The following is an 18,715-nucleotide window of genomic DNA, read 5'->3' as shown; positions in this document are numbered from 1 at the left end:
TCAGCCGGCCAGCTCGCTCAGACGGGCACGGAAAGCATCGAGTGCGGCCGGGATACCGGCCGGATCCGCCCCTGCGCCCTGAGCCATGTCGGGCTTGCCGCCCCCGCGACCACCGATCGCGGGACCGAAGCTCGCGACGAGGTCGCCTGCCTTGATGCCCTTCTCCTGCGCAGCCTTGGTGGTGGCCACGACGAAGGGCACCTTGCCGCCGGCGTTGCCGAGCAGCAGCACCACGGCGGGCTCGGTGCCGAGCCGGCCACGGACGTCGGATGCGAGTGTGCGCAGGTCGTTGCCGGCGACATCCTCCGGGGCGGCCTCGGCCACGACGAGCACGTCACCGACGCGCTGCGCCTTGCCCGCGTACGTTCCGGCTGCGGCGGCGACGTTCGCGGCGCGGGTCTTCTCGAGTTCCTTCTCGGCGGCCTTGAGCCGATCGAGCAGGGCCTCGACACGTCCGGGCACCTCCTCGGAGGGAACCCTCAGGGTCGAGGACAGGCCCGCGAGCAGCGCGCGTTCCTTCGCCAGGTGGCGGTAGGAGTCGAGACCGACGTACGCCTCGACGCGGCGGATGCCGGAACCGACGGACTGCTCACCGAGGAGGGTGACGGTGCCGACGTGCGAGGAGTGCTGCACGTGCGTGCCGCCGCACAGCTCCATCGAGAACGGGCCGCCGATCTCGACGACGCGGACCTCGTCGCCGTAGTTCTCGCCGAACAGGGCCATCGCGCCCATCTTCTTTGCCTTGTCGAGGTCGGTGACGAAGGTGTTGACGGGATAGTTCGCCGCGACGGCCTCGTTGGTGACGGCCTCGATGTCCTGCTTCTGCTGCTCGGACAGGGCGCCGGGCCACGAGAAGTCGAAGCGCAGGTAGCCGGGCTTGTTGAGCGAACCGGCCTGCACGGCGTTGGGGCCGAGCACCTCGCGCAGCGCGGCGTGGACCAGGTGGGTGCCGGAGTGGCCCTGGGTGGCGCCCTTGCGCCACTCGGGATCGACCTGCACGAGGACGGCGTCGCCTTCGACGACCTGGCCCTCGAGCACCGTGACCTTGTGGGTCCACAGTTGCTTGGCGATCTTCTGGACGTCGTCGACCTTGATCTTCAGGCCCGGGCCGGTGATGCTGCCGATGTCGGCGATCTGGCCGCCGGACTCCGCGTAGAGGGGGCTGCGATCGAGGATCAGCTCGACATGCTGGCCCGCGCTCGCCGCGTGCAGGCGCTCGCCACCGGTGATGACGGCGAGCACGTGCGCCTCGGTCACCAGCTCGCTGAAACCGGTGAACTCGGTGGGACCGCGGTCGAGGAGTTCCTTGTAGACGGTCAGGTCGGCGTGGGCGTGCTTGCGGGCGCGGGCGTCGTCCTTGGCGCGCTGGCGCTGCTCGGCCATGAGCGATCGGAAACCCTCCTCGTCGACGGTCAGGCCCGCCTCGGCCGCCATCTCGAGGGTGAGGTCGATCGGGAACCCGTAGGTGTCGTGGAGGGTGAACGCCTCCGTGCCACCGAGCACATTCCTACCCTGCGACTTCACGGTCTCTACAGCGCCTTCGAACAGCTTGCTGCCGGTACCGAGGGTCTTGAGGAAGGCCGTCTCCTCGCCCACCGCGACGGTCTCGATGCGCGAGAAGTCGGTGTCGAGTTCGGGATAGGACGGGGCCATGGTGTCGCGCACGACCGCCATGAACTCGCGCATGGTGGGCTTGTCGGCGCCGAGCAGACGCGCCGAGCGCACGATGCGGCGGAGCAGGCGGCGCAGCACGTAGCCGCGGCCGTCGTTGCCGGGGTTGACACCGTCGACGATGAGCATCGCCGCGGTGCGGGCGTGGTCGGCGATCACGCGGAAGCGCACGTCGTCGTCGTGCTTCGCGCCGTAGACGGCGCCGGTGAGTTCGGCGGCCTTGTCGATCACGGGGCGCAGCAGGTCGGTCTCGTAGACGTTCTCGACGCCCTGGAGTAGGAAGGCGACGCGTTCGACACCCATGCCGGTGTCGATGTTCTTCTTCGGCAGCGGGCCGAGGATCGGGTAGTCGTCCTTGGCACCACCCTCACCGCGCTCGTTCTGCATGAACACGAGATTCCAGATCTCGATGTAGCGGTCCTCGTCGGCCTCGGGGCCGCCTTCGACGCCGTAGGCGGGGCCGCGGTCGTAGAAGATCTCGGAGCACGGACCGCACGGCCCGGGGATGCCCATCGACCAGTAGTTGTCCTTCATGCCGCGACGCTGGATGCGTTCCTCGGGAACGCCGACCTTGTCGTGCCAGATCGAGAACGCTTCGTCGTCGTCGAGATAGACCGTCGCCCACAGCTTCTCGGGGTCGATTCCGTAGCCGCCGTCCTCGACGGATCCGGTGAGCAGCGACCACGCGAAGGTGATGGCCTCTTCCTTGAAGTAGTCGCCGAACGAGAAGTTGCCGGCCATCTGGAAGAAGGTGTTGTGGCGGGTGGTCTTGCCGACCTCCTCGATGTCGAGAGTGCGCACACACTTCTGCACCGACGTGGCGCGGGTGTAGGGCGGGGTCTGCTGCCCGAGGAAGTAGGGCACGAACGGGACCATGCCGGCGTTGACGAACAGCAGGTTGGGATCGGCGAGGATCAGCGACGCGCTGGGCACCTCGGTGTGTCCCGCCTTCACGAAGTGATCGAGAAAGCGCCTGCGGATCTCGTGGGTCTGCACGTCGATGGTCCTTTGTGGTTTGGCGATGGTGTGAACTTCCCGGGACGGGCGGTCGACCCTGTCGATCGGCCGTTCTTCAGCTTATCGCGCCGCCGAAAGCGGCCGCGGTACGGCGCCGTGAGTACTCGGCGGAGGGCGTCACCGCTCACCGCGCACGATGCGGCGCAGCTTGGGCAGGCGGGCCGACAGCTCCCGTTCCACACCGCGACCGGTCGGCTCGTAATAGTCGACGCCGACCAGCTCGTCCGGGGCGTACTGCTGCGCGAGCACGCCGTCCGGGTGCGCGTGCGGGAACTTGTAGCCGATCGCGTTGCCGAGCTTCTGCGCGCCCTGATAATGACCGTCGCGCAGATGGGCGGGCACCGGACCGGCCCTGCCCGCCTTCACGTCGGCGATCGCGGCGCCGAGCGCGGCGGTCACCGCGCCCGACTTGGGTGCGGTGGCGATATGGATGGTGGCCTGGGCGAGCGCGAGCTGGGCTTCGGGCATCCCGACCTGCTGCACGACCTGCGCTGCGGCGACCGCCGTCTGCAGGGCGGTGGGATCGGCCATGCCCACCTCCTCGCTGGCCTGGATCATCAGGCGGCGGGCGATGAAGCGCGGGTCCTCCCCCGCGACGATCATCCGGGCCAGATAGTGCAGGGCCGCGTCGACGTCGGAGCCGCGCAGCGACTTGATGAAGGCGCTTGCGACGTCGAAGTGCTGGTCGCCGTCGCGGTCGTAGCGCACGGCGGCCTCGTCGATGCTCGACTCCACGGTCGCGAGGTCGATGACGGCCGCGTCGCCACCGGAGACGGCGAGCGCCGTGTCGGCGGAGGCCTCGAGCGCCGTCAGGGCACGGCGGGCGTCGCCCCCGGCGAGCCGGACGAGGTGGTCGAGGGCGTCGTCGTCGATCTCGACCGCACCGGCGAGTCCACGGGGGTCGGTGCGCGCACGTTCGAGCAGTGCCCGGATGTCGTCGGGCCCGAGCGGCTGCAACTGCAGCACGAGCGAGCGCGACAGCAGCGGGGCGACCACGGAGAACGACGGGTTCTCGGTCGTCGCCGCGACCAGCAGCACGATGCGGTTCTCGACCGCGGCGAGCAGCGCGTCCTGCTGGGTCTTCGAGAAGCGGTGGACCTCGTCGATGAACAGCACGGTCTGTTCGCCGTGGGTGAGGCGCCGGCGTGCCAGGTCGATGACGGCACGCACGTCCTTGACGCCCGCCGACAGGGCGGACAGCGCTTCGAACCGGCGTCCGGTGGCTCCGGAGATCAGCGAGGCCAGGGTCGTCTTCCCGGTACCGGGCGGACCGTAGAGCACGACGGAGGCCGCACCCGATCCCTCGACGAGCCGCCGCAGCGGTGCTCCCGGTTCGAGCAGGTGTTGTTGCCCGACCACCTCGTCGAGACTCGCCGGTCGCATGCGCGCAGCGAGGGGCGCGTTCGCGCCGCCGGCCGCGACGGGTTGTCGGCGGACCTGCGGTTCGTCCTCGGGTTCCGGTTCGCGTGGCGCCTCGAACAGGGCGTCCGGTTCGGCAGACGGGTCGTTCGCCCCGAAAAGATCACTCACGCATCCGACGCTACAAGCTCGCGCCGACGCCCGGTCGACGGCGGTGTTCGTCGTTCGCGTGGACGGATGACCGACCGTGTGGTCGGATCTTGGTCGTGGCCACGACACCGTCCGCCGAACATGTGTCCCGTCGCGCCGTGCTCCGGTCGTCGATCCTCGCCGCAGGTGCGGCGGCCTTCGCCTCGACCACTCAGCACGCGCAGGCATCCCCCGCCGTCTTCGCGCACGGCGTCGCGTCGGGAGATCCGTTGCCCGACGCGGTGATCCTGTGGACGCGGGTGACACCCTCGCCGGAGGCGACACCCGGCTCGGGTGCGGGACTGGACGTCCCGGTCACCTGGGAGCTCGCCCACAGCAGCAGCTTCGACGCGGTGGTCGCGAGCGGGACCGTGACGGCGAGTTCCGTCTCCGACCACACGGTCAAGGTCGACGCCCGCGGGCTCGCACCGGACACGACCTACTTCTATCGCTTCCGCGTCGGCGGAACCGTCTCCCCGACCGGCAGGACGTCCACCGCGCCTTCGCACGACGCTGCGGTCGGACGCCTGCGCTTCGGGGTCGTCTCCTGCGCCGACTGGGAGGGCGGCTTCTTCTCCTCCTACCGCCACCTCGCCGCACGCGACGATCTCGACGCCGTGGTGCACCTCGGCGACTATCTGTACGAATACGCGGCGGGGAAGTTCCCCGTCGCCGGTGGGCGGGGCGTCCGGACGCACGAGCCCGCCCACGAGATCGTGAGTCTCGCCGACTACCGCATCCGGCACGCGCAGTACAAGACCGATCCGAACCTGCAGGCGCTGCACGCGAAGGTGCCGTGGATCGTGATCTGGGACGACCACGAGGCGGCGAACGACGCGTGGGCGGGTGGGGCGGAGAACCACGATCCGCTCGTCGAGGGCGACTGGGCCCCCCGCAAGGCCGCGTCGGTGCAGGCCTACGACGAGTGGATGCCGGTGCGTCCGAACGGCGGACGGCTCTACCGGCGCCTGCGGTACGGACGGCTCGCCGAACTGTCGATGCTGGATCTGCGGAGCTACCGTTCCCAGCAGGTCCTCGCAGTCGGACGGCAGGTCGACGATCCGGGGCGCACGATGACCGGCCGGGACCAGATGGAATGGCTCACCGCCGGGCTGGCGACCTCCCCCACACGATGGCAGTTGATCGGCAATTCGGTGATGTTCTCGCCGATCGTGTTACCACCGCTCGATCCGCGGACCACCGGAGCACTGACCGAACTCGTCGGAGTGCCGGCCGGCGGACTGCCCTTCAACACCGATCAGTGGGACGGCTACACCGCCGACCGTCGACGGTTGATGGACACCATCACGGCGGCGGGACTGCGCAACGTCGTCTTCCTCACGGGCGACATCCACACCTCCTGGGCGATGGACGTCCCGATGGACGCTGCCGACTATCCGGGTGCGGGCACCGTCGCCACGGAGTTCGTGGTTCCGTCGGTGACGTCGGCGAACATCGACGAGTTGCTCGGTGTGCCTCCGCGGAGCCTGTCGCCCGCGCTGGAGGCGACGGCGACCGCGGCCAACCGGCACGTGCGGTTCGTCGAACTCGATTCGCACGGTTACGGGGTGCTCGACGTGACTCCCGAGGCGACGCAGATGGAGTGGTTCTTCATCGGCGACCGCACGGATCCGAACACGGACGCGCGCCGCGCCGCGGGATACCGGGTGGCCGACGGCGCGACGAGGATCGAACCCGCCGCTCCGCTGGTGTAGACGCCGGTCGGCACCTGGCGGATCGGTCGCTCTAGCCGGCGGCGCGGTCCTCGAGGTGGGCGAGCACGTCGCGGGCGTGCGCGGCGACGTCGTCGTGGCCTGTCGCGGTGGCGAACTCGGCGAGCAGCGACCAACGGGCGCGGAGCGCGGGGATGCGCGGCACAGACAGTCCGTGTTCGCGTACCGAGGCGATCCGGGCATGGTCCTCGGGCAGGAACAGGTGCGTGCTCAGCCAGATGCACGCGAGCAGTGCGTCGAGCAGCCGCTCCTCGAGCACCTCGTCGTAGGCCAGCTGCGGCCACATGGCGACGACCTCGGCGCGCCACGCGTCGGCCATCGCACGGATGCGATCGACGGACAGCGGCACCGAGCACAGGCACAGCGGGAAGGAACTGAGGGCGTACGCGATGTCCAGGGTCGCGTCGCGGAAGCCGCCCCATTCGTAGTCGAGGAACTGCACACCCTCGTCGCCGACCACGATGTTGTCGGGGCACAGGTCGGACGGGCTGAAGGCCCGGAAACGCCCGCCGGTGAACAGCTTGGACGCCCGCTCGGCACGCTCGCGTACCGACTCGGGCACCGACAGGCCGAAGTCGGCCTCGAGGAGCTCGGGCACACCCCGCACGGCATCGAGGGCCTGCTGGGACACGGCGTCGGCGACCCGCGCGACGTCGGCGCGACGCAGCAGCGCCGCGAAGTCCTCCTCGCGGCCGACGGTCGCCGCATGCATGCGTCCGAGTGCCTGAGCCAGGGCCATCAGGGTGTTCCCGGCGGCCTCGGAACTGTTGCGGAGCACCTCCGACAGGGTGGTCGCGTCGCCGAGGTCGCTGAGGACCAGCAGGCGGGCGTCGAAGTCGTAGGCGAGCAGTTCGGCACCCGGACGGTGATCCTTCGCGAGGGCCGTCGTGAACTGGTAGGAGACCGCCTCGCGGAGGAAGGCGATCTGCTCGTCCGTCTCGGAACCGCGGAAGTCGACGTGGCCGGTGCCACGCGAGGGCGGTACCTGCTTGAGGACAAGAGTGCGCGGGAGCGAGAACGGATTGGCGGCCACTCGTACCCGTACGACCATCGAGCGGCCACTGCCCCCGAGATCCACCGGATCGGTCAGGGTCACCGTGGCGCCGGTACGGCGGGTGAGCAGCGCTTCGGCGGCGTGAACCACCTCGGACACGGGGTCTGCCAATGTTGCGGTCATCACTGCCCAATCTACAGGTTCTCGGTCACGACGAGGTCCTCCACAATGCTCGGATCGAGCAGGACCTTCTTCACCCGTGCCCGGCCCACCAGGTCGCTTTTGTCTGCTTTGCGAGGGGAAATCGCTGTTCATCCGGGTGTGTCCCCGTCCGCGCCCCGCCCGCTCCGCTCCTCGGACGCCGATCACGATCGGGACACGTCACGATCATTCCGGTGAAACGTGTGTCACCTTCTGAAAACCACGGGCGGTGCCACGATCTACCGCAGCCTTCACGACACCGAAGATCAGACCCTGGAGGGCGGCCGCGATCAGCACGTCCCGGGTGCGCTGCGACAGATCCTGAGGTTCGGGCCGTTCGTCACTGCCGCCGACCTTCTTCCACACTTGGTTGAAGACGGCTCCGGCGAGGATGCCGCCTCCCACACTGGCTGCGAGAGCGAGCGGCTTGTAGAAGATCACGCGTGCGTCGGCCATGGATACCTCCTCGATCCGTCGCCCCCGTTGGCGCCGGACCGACGGAGTACCCGGGCAGGATCCTCACAAACCTCATCGGGCCCACGAACCTCACTCGGGAGCACCACCGGACGGCACACACGCGGCGCGGTGCCCCGGTCCGGTGACGGGCGACACCGCGCCATCGACAGCTACGGGTGATCAGGTCTTGTCGGCGCCCTCGGTCTCGGGTTCGGGCACGAAGTCGATGCCTGTCTCCTTGCGCTGCTCCGGCGTGATCGGGCCGGGTGCATCGGTCAGCGGATCGACACCGCCACCGGACTTGGGGAACGCGATGACCTCGCGGATCGAGTCCATCCCGGCGAGCAGCGCGGTGATGCGGTCCCAGCCGAAGGCGATGCCGCCGTGCGGGGGCGCGCCGTACTTGAACGCCTCGAGCAGGAAGCCGAACTTCTCGTTCGCTTCCCCCTCCGAGATGCCCATCACCTTGAACACCCGCTCCTGGATGTCGGGGCGGTGGATACGGATCGAGCCGCCACCGATCTCGTTGCCGTTGCAGACGATGTCGTAGGCGTACGCCAGCGCCGAACCCGGATCGGTATCGAAGGTGTCGATGTACTCGGGCTTGGGCGAGGTGAACGCGTGGTGCACCGCGGTCCACGCCGAATGACCGAGGGCCACATCACCGCTCGCGGTCGCGTCGGCCGCCGGCTCGAACAGCGGGGCGTCGACCACCCACACGAACGCCCATGCGTTCGGATCGATCAGATCGAGCTTGCGGGCGATCTCGTCGCGGGCGGCGCCGAGCAGTGCACGCATCTGCTTGGTGGGACCGGCGGCGAAGAAGATGCAGTCGCCGGGGTTCGCGCCCACGTGCGCGGCGAGACCCTCGCGTTCGGCGTCGGTGAGGTTCTTGGCGACCGGACCGCTCAACGTGCCGTCCTCACCGACGAGCACGTAGGCGAGACCCTTGGCACCGCGCTGCTTGGCCCACTCCTGCCATGCGTCGAGCTGACGACGCGGCTGGCTCGCGCCACCGGGCATGACGACGGCACCGACGTACTCGGCCTGGAAGACGCGGAAGGTGGTGTCCTTGAAGAACTCCTTGCACTCCACGAGTTCGATGCCGAAACGCAGATCCGGCTTGTCGGTGCCGAAACGGCGCATGGCCTCGGCGTAGGTCATCCGCGGGATCGGGGTCTCGAGTTCGTAGCCCACCAGGCGCCACAACGCGTGCAGCACCTCCTCGGCGAGGAGGATCACGTCGTCCTGATCGACGAACGCCATCTCGATGTCGAGCTGGGTGAACTCGGGCTGACGGTCGGCGCGGAAGTCCTCGTCGCGGTAGCAGCGGGCGATCTGGTAGTAGCGCTCGATGCCACCGACCATGAGCAGCTGCTTGAACAGCTGCGGGGACTGCGGCAGAGCGTAGAAGTTACCGGGCTGCAGGCGGGCCGGGACCAGGAAGTCGCGCGCACCCTCCGGCGTGGAGCGGGTGAGGGTCGGGGTCTCGACCTCCACGAACTCGTGGTGGGCGAGCACCGCGCGGGCAGCAGCGTTGACCTTGCTGCGCAGACGGATGGTCTTGCCCGGCTTCTCGCGACGCAGATCCAGGTAGCGGTACTTCAGGCGCGCTTCCTCGCCGACCTGATCGTCGAGCTGGAACGGCAGCGGGGCGGCCTCGTTGAGAACCACGAGCTCGGAGGCGTCGACCTCGATCGCACCGGTCGGGATCTCGAAGTTCTGGTTGCCCTCGGGGCGGACCTCCACCTTGCCGGTGATCCGGACGCAGTACTCCGCGCGGAGCCGGTGCGCCTGCTCGAGGACGCCGGCGCTGCGGAAGACCACCTGCGAGACACCCGAGGCGTCGCGCAGGTCGATGAAGATGACCCCGCCGTGATCGCGTCGCCGGGCAACCCAACCGGTGAGGGTGACTGTCTGCTCGGCGTGCTCGGCTCGCAACGAGCCGGCGAGATGGGTGCGCAGCACGGAATTCCTTTCGAAACGATCAGCGACGGGTTCGTCGGCTGTAATCCTACGAAAGACACGATCGGCCCGAGCGCACCCGTACCGAATAGTTCGTGCCAAGCTTGTCCGAATCCGACGAACACAGGAGAAAGCGGCGGCGATGACGTTCAGAGAAGGTGCACGCATGGATGCGGGCCGTGTCCGTACCGGCGGCGGTGGGCGTGGCGGAAAGCTCGCTCTCGGTGGCGGGGCCGGCGGCCTGATCGTCATCATCCTGGCGCTGCTGTTCGGCGGCGATCCGTCCTCGCTGCTCGGCTCGGGAATGCCCGACACCTCCGGCGATCCGCAAGCCGAGAGCGCACTCGAACAGTGCGAGGTCGGTGGCAGCGCCGCGAACGAGAACGTCGACTGCCGGGTGCTCTACACCGTCGGGTCGCTCGACTCGGTGTGGGAGCAGCAGTTCGCGACACAGACCGGCGTGGCCTATGTGCAGCCGGAGGTCGAGATCTTCACCTCGGCCACGTCCACCGGTTGCGGCAACGCCACCAGCGACATCGGGCCCTTCTACTGCCCGGCGGACCGGACCGCCTACTTCGACACCAGCTTCTTCGACGAACTCGAGACACGGTTCGGCGCCAGTGGAGGTCCGCTCGCGCAGGAATACGTCGTCGCCCACGAGTTCGGGCACCACCTGCAGAACCAGCTCGGCGATCTCGGTCGCGCACAGGCCGACCCGCGCGGCCCCGAATCCGGCGCTGTCCGTACGGAACTGCAGGCCGACTGCTACGCCGGGGTGTGGGCCTACCATGCCGACAAGCTGCCCGAGCCGACCACCGGAGAGCCCTTCCTCGTGCCGCTCACCGACACCGACATCCGCGACGCACTGTCGGCCGCGTCGGCCGTCGGCGACGACCGGATCCAGCGGGCCGCCACCGGCCGGGTGAACCCGGAGGGATGGACTCACGGGTCGTCCGAGCAGCGTCAGGCCTGGTTCCTGGCCGGATACCGCACCGGCCGGGTCGACGCGTGTGACACCTACTCGGCACGCGATCTCGACAACCCGCCGGCACTGCGCTGAGTTCCGCGGTGTCGTGAACCGCAGAGCGAGCGCCGGGACGCCGTCACGCGACGGTGACGGTCATGTTCGCGCGGTCGGCGACCAGGTCGGCATGCTTCCGCATGCGCAGCGAGATGGGCCAGGTACCGGCGCGGCGCGCCTTGAAACAGAAGACCCGCTCGCCGGTCCCTCCCGGCAACGGGTTCTTCGACGGCAGGAATCGGATGTCGCGAAGGACGAGTCCCTCTCCGACCCTCGACGTCGACCAGCAGTAGTCCCGGGAGGTGTTCTCAGGGAGATGCAGTTCGATCGTGTCCCCGACACCGACCGTGACATCCTTCGGACCAGTGGCGATGTGCTTCATGACCTCAGGATAGCCCGCGAATGTGATTTTCCTCACTCTCGTGACCATGGCGCTAGCACACCCGTCGCGACCGCGATGTGTGATGGGACACAAAACGGGGCATTCGTTCTGCATGCACGAAGAACGAGCCGGAATCACACGCAGCGACGCGGTGATGGGAGGACGCCTTCTCGCTCTCGCACACGAGAACGGCTACAGCGAACTGACCGAAGAGGTCGCGGCGCTGGTGTCGAGCCCCGGTTCGGACCCGCCGTCACAGATCACTCCCCCGCTCTACGGGAACGTGCTGAGATGGACGGTCTCGACGATCGCCGACGTCGTCGTCGACAAGATCGGCCCGCAGGTGCGTGGCGACGAGAGCTTCGAACTGACCATCCGGACCGAGAGCGGCCGTCACGTCCGGCCGGAGGAACTCCCGCAGCCGGAGAGCACCGTGATGAAAGCGGTCGTCGACGCGCTCGCCGGCGACTCGGTCGCGGCCCGCAGCGAACTCGACGAAGTGGTCTTCGCCATGGACTGGGCGTCGCAGATGGAAGCGCTGGTCGAGGCGGTGCTCTGGCTCGACCGGCTTCTCGACACCCCGGTACCGGACGGGAACGACACGCCGCCCTGGTGACCCCCATACGCGGATGGGCGTGAACGGCGCGCGATGCCCGCCTTCACTCCCCTGACCCCCGAGATACTCACGGCCTCCGTCGCCGATCGCGCCGAGGCGCTCACCGGAAGCGTGTGCATCGCCGTGAGCGCACCGGACGCGGCAGACCCGGTGGAATTCGCACAGCGTGTCGCGACGGAACTGAGAACGCGGGGCCGCGCAGCGGACGTCGTCGATCTCCACGATTTCGTCCGGCCCGCATCGCTCCGGCTCGAGCACGGACGGACCGATCCGTACAGCTACCGCCACGACTGGTTCGACTACGCCGCGGTCGACCGAGAGGTGCTGCGCGCGGTACACGAACATCGACGATGGCTTCCGCGGCTGTGGGACGAACGCACCGACCGTTCGGCGCGCGAGCGCCCGCGTCGAGCGGCGGAGGACCAGATCCTCGTCGTCGCCGGCCCTATGCTTCTCGGCCGTGGTCTCGACTTCGATGTCACCGTCGTCCTGACGATGTCCCGGGGCGCGCTCGAAAGGCGCACGCGCCCCGAGGATCACTGGACGATCGACGCGGTGCTCGAACATGACGCGGTGCTCGAACATGCAGGAGCGGACGCGGACGTCCTGGTGCGCTACGACCACCCCACCCGCCCGGCAGTGCGGACGCGATCCGACTGAGCGGTCCTGCCGTCGCGGATCATCGCCCCGATCGAGGCTTGGCCAGGACCCGGTGAACCGCCGAGGTCACCGCGTCGGGCGCCACCGTGCCGAAGACCGCCATGGATTTCGCGAGCACGGAGCCGGGCACCACAGTCGCCTCGCCGCGCATCAGAGCGGCATAACCGTCGCGCGCGACGTGCGCAGGATCGTCCTTGGGCGCCTTCCCGAGGATCGTGTCGAGCATCCCGGCACGTGTGAAGAAGTGGGTGTCGGTGGCACCGGGGAGCATCGCGGTGAGCGTGACCCCGCTGCCGTCGAGTTCCTTGCGGACGCCGTCGGTGAAGGACTGCACGAAGGCCTTGGACGCGTTGTACACGGCCTGGTAGGGGGCGGGCATCTTCGACACCACCGACGAGGTGACGAGCATCCGGCCCGAGCCCGCCCGCAGCATGTCGTTCAGCAGCAGGTGCGCCAGATGCACCGTCGAGCGCACGTTGACGTCGACGATCGAGAGGACGTCCCCGAGCTCTGCGTCGACGAACGCCCCGCCGATCCCGACACCGGCGTTGAGCGCAGCCGCCGCCGGGACGCGACCTCCGGCCGTCGCAGCCTCGTGGACCGCCCGGACCCCTTCCGGAGTCCTCAGATCCGCGTGGACCGACACCACCTCCGCGCCGGACGTCCGCAGGTCTGCGGCGACCTCGTCCAGAGTGTCCGATCTCGCCGCGAGCACGAGGTCGTATCCGTCGGCCGCGAACAGGGCCGCCAACTCCCGGCCTATGCCTCGCGATGCTCCGGTCACCAGAGCGAGAGGTCGAGCGTCGTTCATATCTCCTCCTCGGCACGTCTGGCTCGCGGGTACCCACACCCCGCCGGGTCGACACGGCGCCGGGATCTCGCAACCGTTTGGGGCGGGCACGTCCTCGGGTATGCGGAGGGCACCCTGCGCGCGCAGTCCCTTCCGAGTTCTGGAGTCCACTTGCAGCACAAGATGTATCGGTCGTCGTCCGACATTGCATCGGAGGATGCACGCGAGGAACTCTGCGCCGCCGCGCAGAAGGTGTTCGGCTGGGACACGCTGCGTCCCGAACAACTGGACGCGATGGTTCCGCTGCTGGGCGGACGCGACGTCCTCGCCGTGATGGCCACCGGCTCCGGGAAGTCCGCGATCTATCAGGTGCCCTCGCTGCTGCTACCGGGGGTGACGGTCGTCGTCTCGCCCTTGATCGCGCTCCAGAACGATCAGATCGCCGGTCTGGACCACTCGGAGGCACCCGAGGCGGTCGCGATCAATTCGCGCCAGCGCGAGTCGGAGAACGAGGCGAACTGGCGGGCCGTGCTCGAGCACGATGCCGACTACGTCTTCCTCGCCCCCGAGCAGCTCGCCAAGGACGAGGTCCTGGAGCGTCTGAGAAGCGTGGAGGTCTCGCTCCTCGTCGTCGACGAAGCGCACTGTGTCGCCATGTGGGGCCATGACTTCAGGCCGGAATATCTACGCCTGGGAGACGTGGCCGAGGCCCTGGGCCGGCCACCCGTCGTCGCGCTCACCGCCACCGCCTCACCCCCGGTCCGCGAGGACATCGTCGAGGCGTTGCGCATGCGGGATCCGTTCGTCGTCGCCGGTGGTTTCGACCGCCCGAATCTCGACATCGAGGTGCGCAGGCACACTGACGACGGCGAGAAGCGGCGCGCCGTCGTCGAGGCCGTGGCGTCCCTGCCCGGTCCCGGCATTCTGTACGCCGCGACCCGCAGGGACACCGAGCGATACGCAGAGGCCCTGCGTGAACGCGGGATCGACGCGTGCCCGTATCACGCCGGGATGCGCGCGGCCGAGCGCGAGGACGTTCACCTCGGATTCCTCGACGGTCGCTGCGATGTCGTGGTGGCGACCTCCGCCTTCGGTATGGGCATCGACAAGCCGGACGTGCGTTTCGTCGTGCACGCCTCGATACCGGACTCGGTCGACTCCTACTACCAGCAGATCGGGCGCGCCGGACGTGACGGGGAGCCGGCCACCGTCCTGATGTTCTACCGTCCCGAGGATTTGTCGCTCGCGACCTTCTTCACCACCCACAACCCCGACGAGGAGCTGATCGGCCGGGTGTTCTCGGCGGTCCGCTCCGCGTCGCCGATGAGGCTCGGACGGCTGCGTACCGAGCTCGACGTGCGGGGGCGGAGACTGGCCAACGCGGTGAACCTGCTCGAACGGTGCGGAGCGCTCGTCTCCGGCCGGCGTGGACTCTCCGCCGCCGACATCCCCCGACGGAAGGCGGTCGAGCACGCACGCGAGACGGCCGCGTCGGGCGAACGACTGGACCGATCGCGGGTCGAGATGATGCGGGGCTACGCCGAGACTCGCGGTTGCCGCCGCCGGTTCCTGCTCGGGTACTTCGGCGAGACGCTGTCCGACCCCTGCGGCCGGTGCGACACCTGCCGGGACGGCGCGTCCGACGAGGTTGCGACGGTATCCGTGCTTCGGGGCGCCGATACTGCCCCGGCGTACTGCGAGACGTCCGTGTTCGCCCCGAACACGCATGTCGTGCATGCCGAGTGGGGACCGGGAGTGGTGATGACCTGCGAGCACGATCGCGTCACCGTCCTGTTCGACAGCGAGGGTTATCGGACACTGTCGCTCGATGCAGTCGCCGAGTCGGGGGTGCTGAAGGTCGACGACCCCGCACCGGCAGAGCCCGTACCTGCCCATGCCGAAGAACCCGTGGCGTGAGGGACCACGGGTTCTCCGGATCCCGTCATCACGACGGGTGGGTACGGATCACGGATCAGGGGCGAACCGTGCCCGGGGTGGTCCGCGTGCGTGTCAGGAGCACACCGAGCGCGATCATGCCCACACCCAGGACGAAGTGCAGCCAGTCGTCCGCGGAGTTCACCGGCACGAAGTTGGCGCCGCTGTCCTTGTCGATGATCAGGCCGTAGATCCAGAGCACCAGGTAGATCCCACCGCCGATGATCAGGAAACTGCGGGCGGTTGCCACGGCCCGGGCCGCAGCGAGCCCCAGGACACCGAACAACAGGTGCACGATGTTGTGCAGGATGGAGACCTGGAAGATCCCCAGGAGCATGGCTTCGGAATGATGGCCTGCGCCCGAGAGTTGATCGTAGTCCGACGTGACCCCCGGGATGAAGCCGAGGATGCCCACCAGGAGGAAGACAGCGCCCACCACGAGCGCCGCAGTCTGCACCGGTGTTGCCGTCATCGAGCCACGGCCGGGGCTTGGGGTTCGAGATGTCATGTTCAGCGTCCTCTCACCGAACGTCCGTTCGGGTCGAGTGGTCCGAATTACATTCCCCGGTTAGCCGTGACCGAACGAACCCAAACGTCGGTTTCCATGCTCGAGGACGGAGGTCGAGAACGGCGGCCGAGGGCGGGTGCGGCACTCCACCCTCTGGCCGGACGGACACGACCGTGTCCGGGCACGACGAAGGCCCGCGGGATCAACCCGCGGGCCTTCGAGTCTGCGAGGCTCAGGCCTGGCTGCTGCCGAACGCATCGCCGGCCGCATCAGCAGAACCGGTGAAGAAGTTCAGCACGTCGAACAGGTCGGACAGGTTACCGAAGAGGTCGACAAGGAACTCGAGTGCAGGCACGGGCTTCTCCCATCAATGGAACGACATCGAAGTTGTGACGACTCGCGTCGACACGCGATCCAATTGTTACCTGCATTCGACAGCTGCGCAGCGCGAAGAATTGTAATCCGGAACACAAATCGGCCCTAGCAGGGGAAATATGGAGAGTTCGGTGAAAATCGGCCCGATATGTCGTATTATTCGGGGAGTTTCCAGGCCGGACAATACGGCCTATTCGGGGAAGATTCCCATATTACAAGATCGCCTTGTGGCCATATCTCCACCCCGCGGGGGGGAACTTCCGCCGGTGCCCGTTCGTCCTATCCTGTAAGTACACCTGCCCACCCGACCCCGAGGGAGTCATGAAACGCCCCAAGCGAAAACCTCGAAGACCCGTCCCGCCCAGATATGACGCTCTGCTCGTCACCCGAGCCCGGTCCCCGAAGTGCTGACCGCCCTCGGAATCGCGGCCGGCATTCTCGTCGTTCTCGCCATCACTGCACTGACCGGCTACTTCGTCGCGCAGGAATTCGCGTACATGGCCGTCGACCGCTCCCGCCTGAAGGCCCGCGCCGAAGGCGGTGACTCGGCTGCAGCCCGCGCACTGGCGGTCACCCGCCGCACCTCCTTCATGCTTTCGGGCGCTCAGCTCGGCATCACCGTCACCGGCCTGCTCGTCGGCTACGTCGCGGAACCGCTGATCGGTAGCGGTCTCGGCGAACTGCTCGGCGGGGTGGGCATCCCCACCGCGGTGGGTGTCGCCGTCGGCACCGTGCTGGCCGTGCTCTTCTCGACGGTGGTCCAGATGGTCTTCGGTGAACTGGTACCGAAGAACCTCGCCATTGCCCGTCCCGAACCGGTCGCACGCCGCCTCGCCCTGTCGACGAGCGCCTATCTCGCCGTCTTCGGATGGCTGATCAAACTCTTCGACGCGTCGTCGAATCTCCTGCTGCGGGCATTGCGCATCGAGCCGGTGCACGACGTCGAGCACTCCGCGACACCGCGCGACCTCGAACACATCGTGGCCGCGTCGCGCGAGACCGGCGAACTTCCGCCGGAATTGTCCACCCTCCTCGACCGAATCCTCGAGTTCCCGACCCGGACCGCCGAACACGCGATGATCCCGCGGTCGCGGGTCGACGTCGTCGAACTGGACGAGCCGGTCGCCACCATCCTCGACAAGATGAGCGAGGGGCACACCCGATACCCCGTGGTGGGCACCTCGTCCGACGATCTGCGCGGTGTCGTGCACCTGCACGACCTCCTCGGCCTCGACACCCCGACGGGCACGGCCGCGGGGGTCTGCCGCCCCCCCGTGATCGTGCCGGCCACGCTGGCACTGCCGGAGGTTCTCACCGAACTGGCCCGGGCCGAGGACGAGATGGCACTGGTGATCGACGAGTACGGCGGGTTCGCCGGCGTCGTCACCCTCGAGGACATCGCGGAGGAACTGGTCGGCGAGATCGCCGACGAGCACGATTCTGCGATGGCCGCCGAGGTCATCCGCCCCGAGGGCGACGGCTGGATCGTCCGCGGCGACGCACACATCGACGAGGTGGCCCGCACCCTCGACCACGAACTGCCCGAGGGCGACTACGAGACGCTCGCCGGCTTGGTCATCACCGAGTTCGGTGGCCTCCCCGAGGTGGGTGACACCGTCCGGATCACACTGGATCCGGATCCCGCCGAACTGCTGAACGGGGACGGCCCGATCCACAGGACCCTGGTGGCCGAGGTACGCGACATCGACAAGCACGTGCCGTCGTCCGTGCGCGTGACCGTTCTGACGGACGAGGTGACCGGCAATGAGTAATCCTGTGGTCGTCGCGGTGGTGACGATCGGCCTGATCGCCGCCAGCGCGTTCTTCGTCGCGGTCGAGTTCGCGCTCATCGCGGCGCGACGACACCGACTCGAGGACGCAGCGACGTCGAGCCGCTCGGCGCGGGCCGCCCTGCGCAGCGCGTCCGAACTGTCGGTGCTCCTCGCGGGATCCCAGCTCGGTATCACGGTGTGCACGCTCGCACTCGGTGCGACGACGAAACCCGCGGTGCACCACTGGCTCACGCCGTTGTTCGAGAACTGGGGCGCGCCGCTGTGGCTCGCGGACGTGGCCGGCTTCGTCCTTGCGCTGATCATCGTGACGTTCCTGCACCTCGTCGTCGGCGAGATGGCACCGAAGTCGTGGGCGATCGCCCACCCGGAGAAGTCCGCCACGATGCTGGCGCTGCCGATGCGCGCGTTCATGTGGGTGACCCGGCCGTTGATCGTCCGGTTGAATCATATGGCGAACTGGTGTCTGCGAAAGGTCGGTGTGGACCCGGTGGATCAGGTCGCCGAAGGTCAGGATCCCGATGCGCTGCGGCACCTGGTCGAGCACTCGGCCACCGTCGGCACGCTCGACGAGCGCTATCACGGGCACCTGAGCAGCGCGCTGGAGCTCGAGACGCTCACGCTCGGCGAGATCGTCACGCCGCAGGCCGAGCCGAGCAGCGTGAAGCCGACCTCGACGGCCGTCGAGATCCGTGAGACGGCCCATCGCACCGGGCACCTCCGGTTGCTCGTGCGCGACAACGGCCACGTGGACGGTGTCGTGCACGTGCGCGACAGTCTCCAGGCCGCACCCGGAACCACGGCGACCGAACTGATGCGCCCCGCGCTGACGATCGACGCCGCGACGCCGGTCTACGAGGCGCTGACGACGATGCGGGAGACCAGGAACCATCTGGTCACCGTCACCGAGAACGGACGGATCGTCGGATTGATCACCCTCTCGGACGTCCTGGCCCGGCTGCTGCCGATGAGCGGCGCCACGAGCTGACGTACCGACGTCAGGCCCGTCCCGGACCTCCGGGACGGGCCTGACGTCGTTTCCTGCCCCGGCCG

16 protein-coding genes are annotated in these 18,715 nt (G+C 68.4%); 7 read left to right on the top strand and 9 right to left on the bottom strand.

Annotated features, from left to right (window positions below):
• Both alaS and AC6CID_RS09335 read right to left on the bottom strand, forming a co-directional pair.
• Window positions 1-2,667: an alanine--tRNA ligase gene (gene alaS, locus AC6CID_RS09340; protein WP_019289262.1), complete on the bottom strand. Its 2,667-nt coding sequence runs from the start codon at window positions 2,665-2,667 to the stop codon at window positions 1-3.
• 138 nt (window positions 2,668-2,805) lie between these two features.
• Window positions 2,806-4,218: a replication-associated recombination protein A gene (locus AC6CID_RS09335; protein ID WP_248690025.1), complete on the bottom strand. Its 1,413-nt coding sequence runs from the start codon at window positions 4,216-4,218 to the stop codon at window positions 2,806-2,808.
• 95 nt (window positions 4,219-4,313) lie between these two features.
• Here AC6CID_RS09335 and AC6CID_RS09330 point away from each other — a divergent pair, with 95 nt between their 5' ends.
• A complete protein-coding gene (locus tag AC6CID_RS09330; RefSeq protein WP_498353863.1) occupies window positions 4,314-5,951 on the top strand; it encodes an alkaline phosphatase D family protein in 1,638 nt (545 codons plus the stop codon).
• Between the two features lie 31 nt (window positions 5,952-5,982).
• Here the strand turns inward: AC6CID_RS09330 and AC6CID_RS09325 are convergent, their stop codons facing one another.
• The 3 genes from AC6CID_RS09325 to aspS all read right to left on the bottom strand — a co-directional run bounded on the left by AC6CID_RS09325 (window position 5,983) and on the right by aspS (window position 9,588).
• Complete coding sequence (locus AC6CID_RS09325; protein WP_033096583.1) at window positions 5,983-7,146, bottom strand: kinase; 1,164 nt, start codon at window positions 7,144-7,146, stop codon at window positions 5,983-5,985.
• Window positions 7,147-7,350: 204 nt separating this feature from the next.
• Complete coding sequence (locus AC6CID_RS09320; protein ID WP_006551422.1) at window positions 7,351-7,620, bottom strand: DUF4235 domain-containing protein; 270 nt, start codon at window positions 7,618-7,620, stop codon at window positions 7,351-7,353.
• 180 nt (window positions 7,621-7,800) lie between these two features.
• Window positions 7,801-9,588 carry an aspartate--tRNA ligase gene (gene aspS, locus AC6CID_RS09315; RefSeq protein ID WP_498353862.1) on the bottom strand — a complete coding sequence of 596 codons (1,788 nt, stop codon included), beginning with the start codon at window positions 9,586-9,588 and terminating at the stop codon, window positions 7,801-7,803.
• Between the two features lie 139 nt (window positions 9,589-9,727).
• On the opposite strand from aspS, the gene ypfJ reads away from it, so the two are divergent.
• Window positions 9,728-10,645 carry a KPN_02809 family neutral zinc metallopeptidase gene (gene ypfJ, locus AC6CID_RS09310; RefSeq protein WP_024100766.1) on the top strand — a complete coding sequence of 306 codons (918 nt, stop codon included), beginning with the start codon at window positions 9,728-9,730 and terminating at the stop codon, window positions 10,643-10,645.
• 43 nt (window positions 10,646-10,688) lie between these two features.
• Here ypfJ and AC6CID_RS09305 read toward each other — a convergent pair whose 3' ends face one another.
• Window positions 10,689-10,988 carry a protease inhibitor I42 family protein gene (locus tag AC6CID_RS09305; RefSeq protein ID WP_006551419.1) on the bottom strand — a complete coding sequence of 100 codons (300 nt, stop codon included), beginning with the start codon at window positions 10,986-10,988 and terminating at the stop codon, window positions 10,689-10,691.
• 112 nt (window positions 10,989-11,100) lie between these two features.
• On the opposite strand from AC6CID_RS09305, the gene AC6CID_RS09300 reads away from it, so the two are divergent.
• Window positions 11,101-11,604 (top strand): hypothetical protein, encoded by a 504-nt coding sequence (locus AC6CID_RS09300; RefSeq protein WP_006551418.1) that lies wholly within the window; start codon window positions 11,101-11,103, stop codon window positions 11,602-11,604.
• A 33-nt stretch (window positions 11,605-11,637) separates the two neighbouring features.
• A complete protein-coding gene (locus AC6CID_RS09295; RefSeq protein ID WP_006551417.1) occupies window positions 11,638-12,264 on the top strand; it encodes a nucleoside/nucleotide kinase family protein in 627 nt (208 codons plus the stop codon).
• A 19-nt stretch (window positions 12,265-12,283) separates the two neighbouring features.
• On the opposite strand, the gene AC6CID_RS09290 is transcribed toward AC6CID_RS09295, so the two are convergent.
• A complete protein-coding gene (locus tag AC6CID_RS09290; RefSeq protein ID WP_498353861.1) occupies window positions 12,284-13,075 on the bottom strand; it encodes an SDR family NAD(P)-dependent oxidoreductase in 792 nt (263 codons plus the stop codon).
• Window positions 13,076-13,237: 162 nt separating this feature from the next.
• On the opposite strand from AC6CID_RS09290, the gene AC6CID_RS09285 reads away from it, so the two are divergent.
• On the top strand, window positions 13,238-14,971 hold the full coding sequence (locus AC6CID_RS09285) for a RecQ family ATP-dependent DNA helicase (protein WP_498353905.1): 1,734 nt from the start codon (window positions 13,238-13,240) through the stop codon (window positions 14,969-14,971).
• A gap of 55 nt (window positions 14,972-15,026) precedes the next feature.
• Here the strand turns inward: AC6CID_RS09285 and AC6CID_RS09280 are convergent, their stop codons facing one another.
• Window positions 15,027-15,461, bottom strand: coding sequence for a DUF4383 domain-containing protein (locus AC6CID_RS09280; RefSeq protein WP_033096579.1), 435 nt, complete (start codon window positions 15,459-15,461; stop codon window positions 15,027-15,029).
• Between the two features lie 268 nt (window positions 15,462-15,729).
• Window positions 15,730-15,852, bottom strand: coding sequence for a hypothetical protein (locus AC6CID_RS09275; RefSeq protein WP_016933989.1), 123 nt, complete (start codon window positions 15,850-15,852; stop codon window positions 15,730-15,732).
• A 424-nt stretch (window positions 15,853-16,276) separates the two neighbouring features.
• On the opposite strand from AC6CID_RS09275, the gene AC6CID_RS09270 reads away from it, so the two are divergent.
• Both AC6CID_RS09270 and AC6CID_RS09265 read left to right on the top strand, forming a co-directional pair.
• Window positions 16,277-17,644 (top strand): hemolysin family protein, encoded by a 1,368-nt coding sequence (locus AC6CID_RS09270; protein ID WP_006551412.1) that lies wholly within the window; start codon window positions 16,277-16,279, stop codon window positions 17,642-17,644.
• Window positions 17,637-18,650, top strand: coding sequence for a hemolysin family protein (locus tag AC6CID_RS09265; protein ID WP_170318499.1), 1,014 nt, complete (start codon window positions 17,637-17,639; stop codon window positions 18,648-18,650). Before AC6CID_RS09270 ends, AC6CID_RS09265 begins: the two co-directional genes overlap by 8 nt.
• Window positions 18,651-18,715: the final 65 nt, after the last annotated feature.

It is taken from the genome of Rhodococcus sp. GQ147 (genome assembly GCF_059759155.1).
The sequence above is the reverse complement of the archived record's forward strand: the minus strand, read 5'-3'. Positions and strand labels throughout refer to the sequence as shown.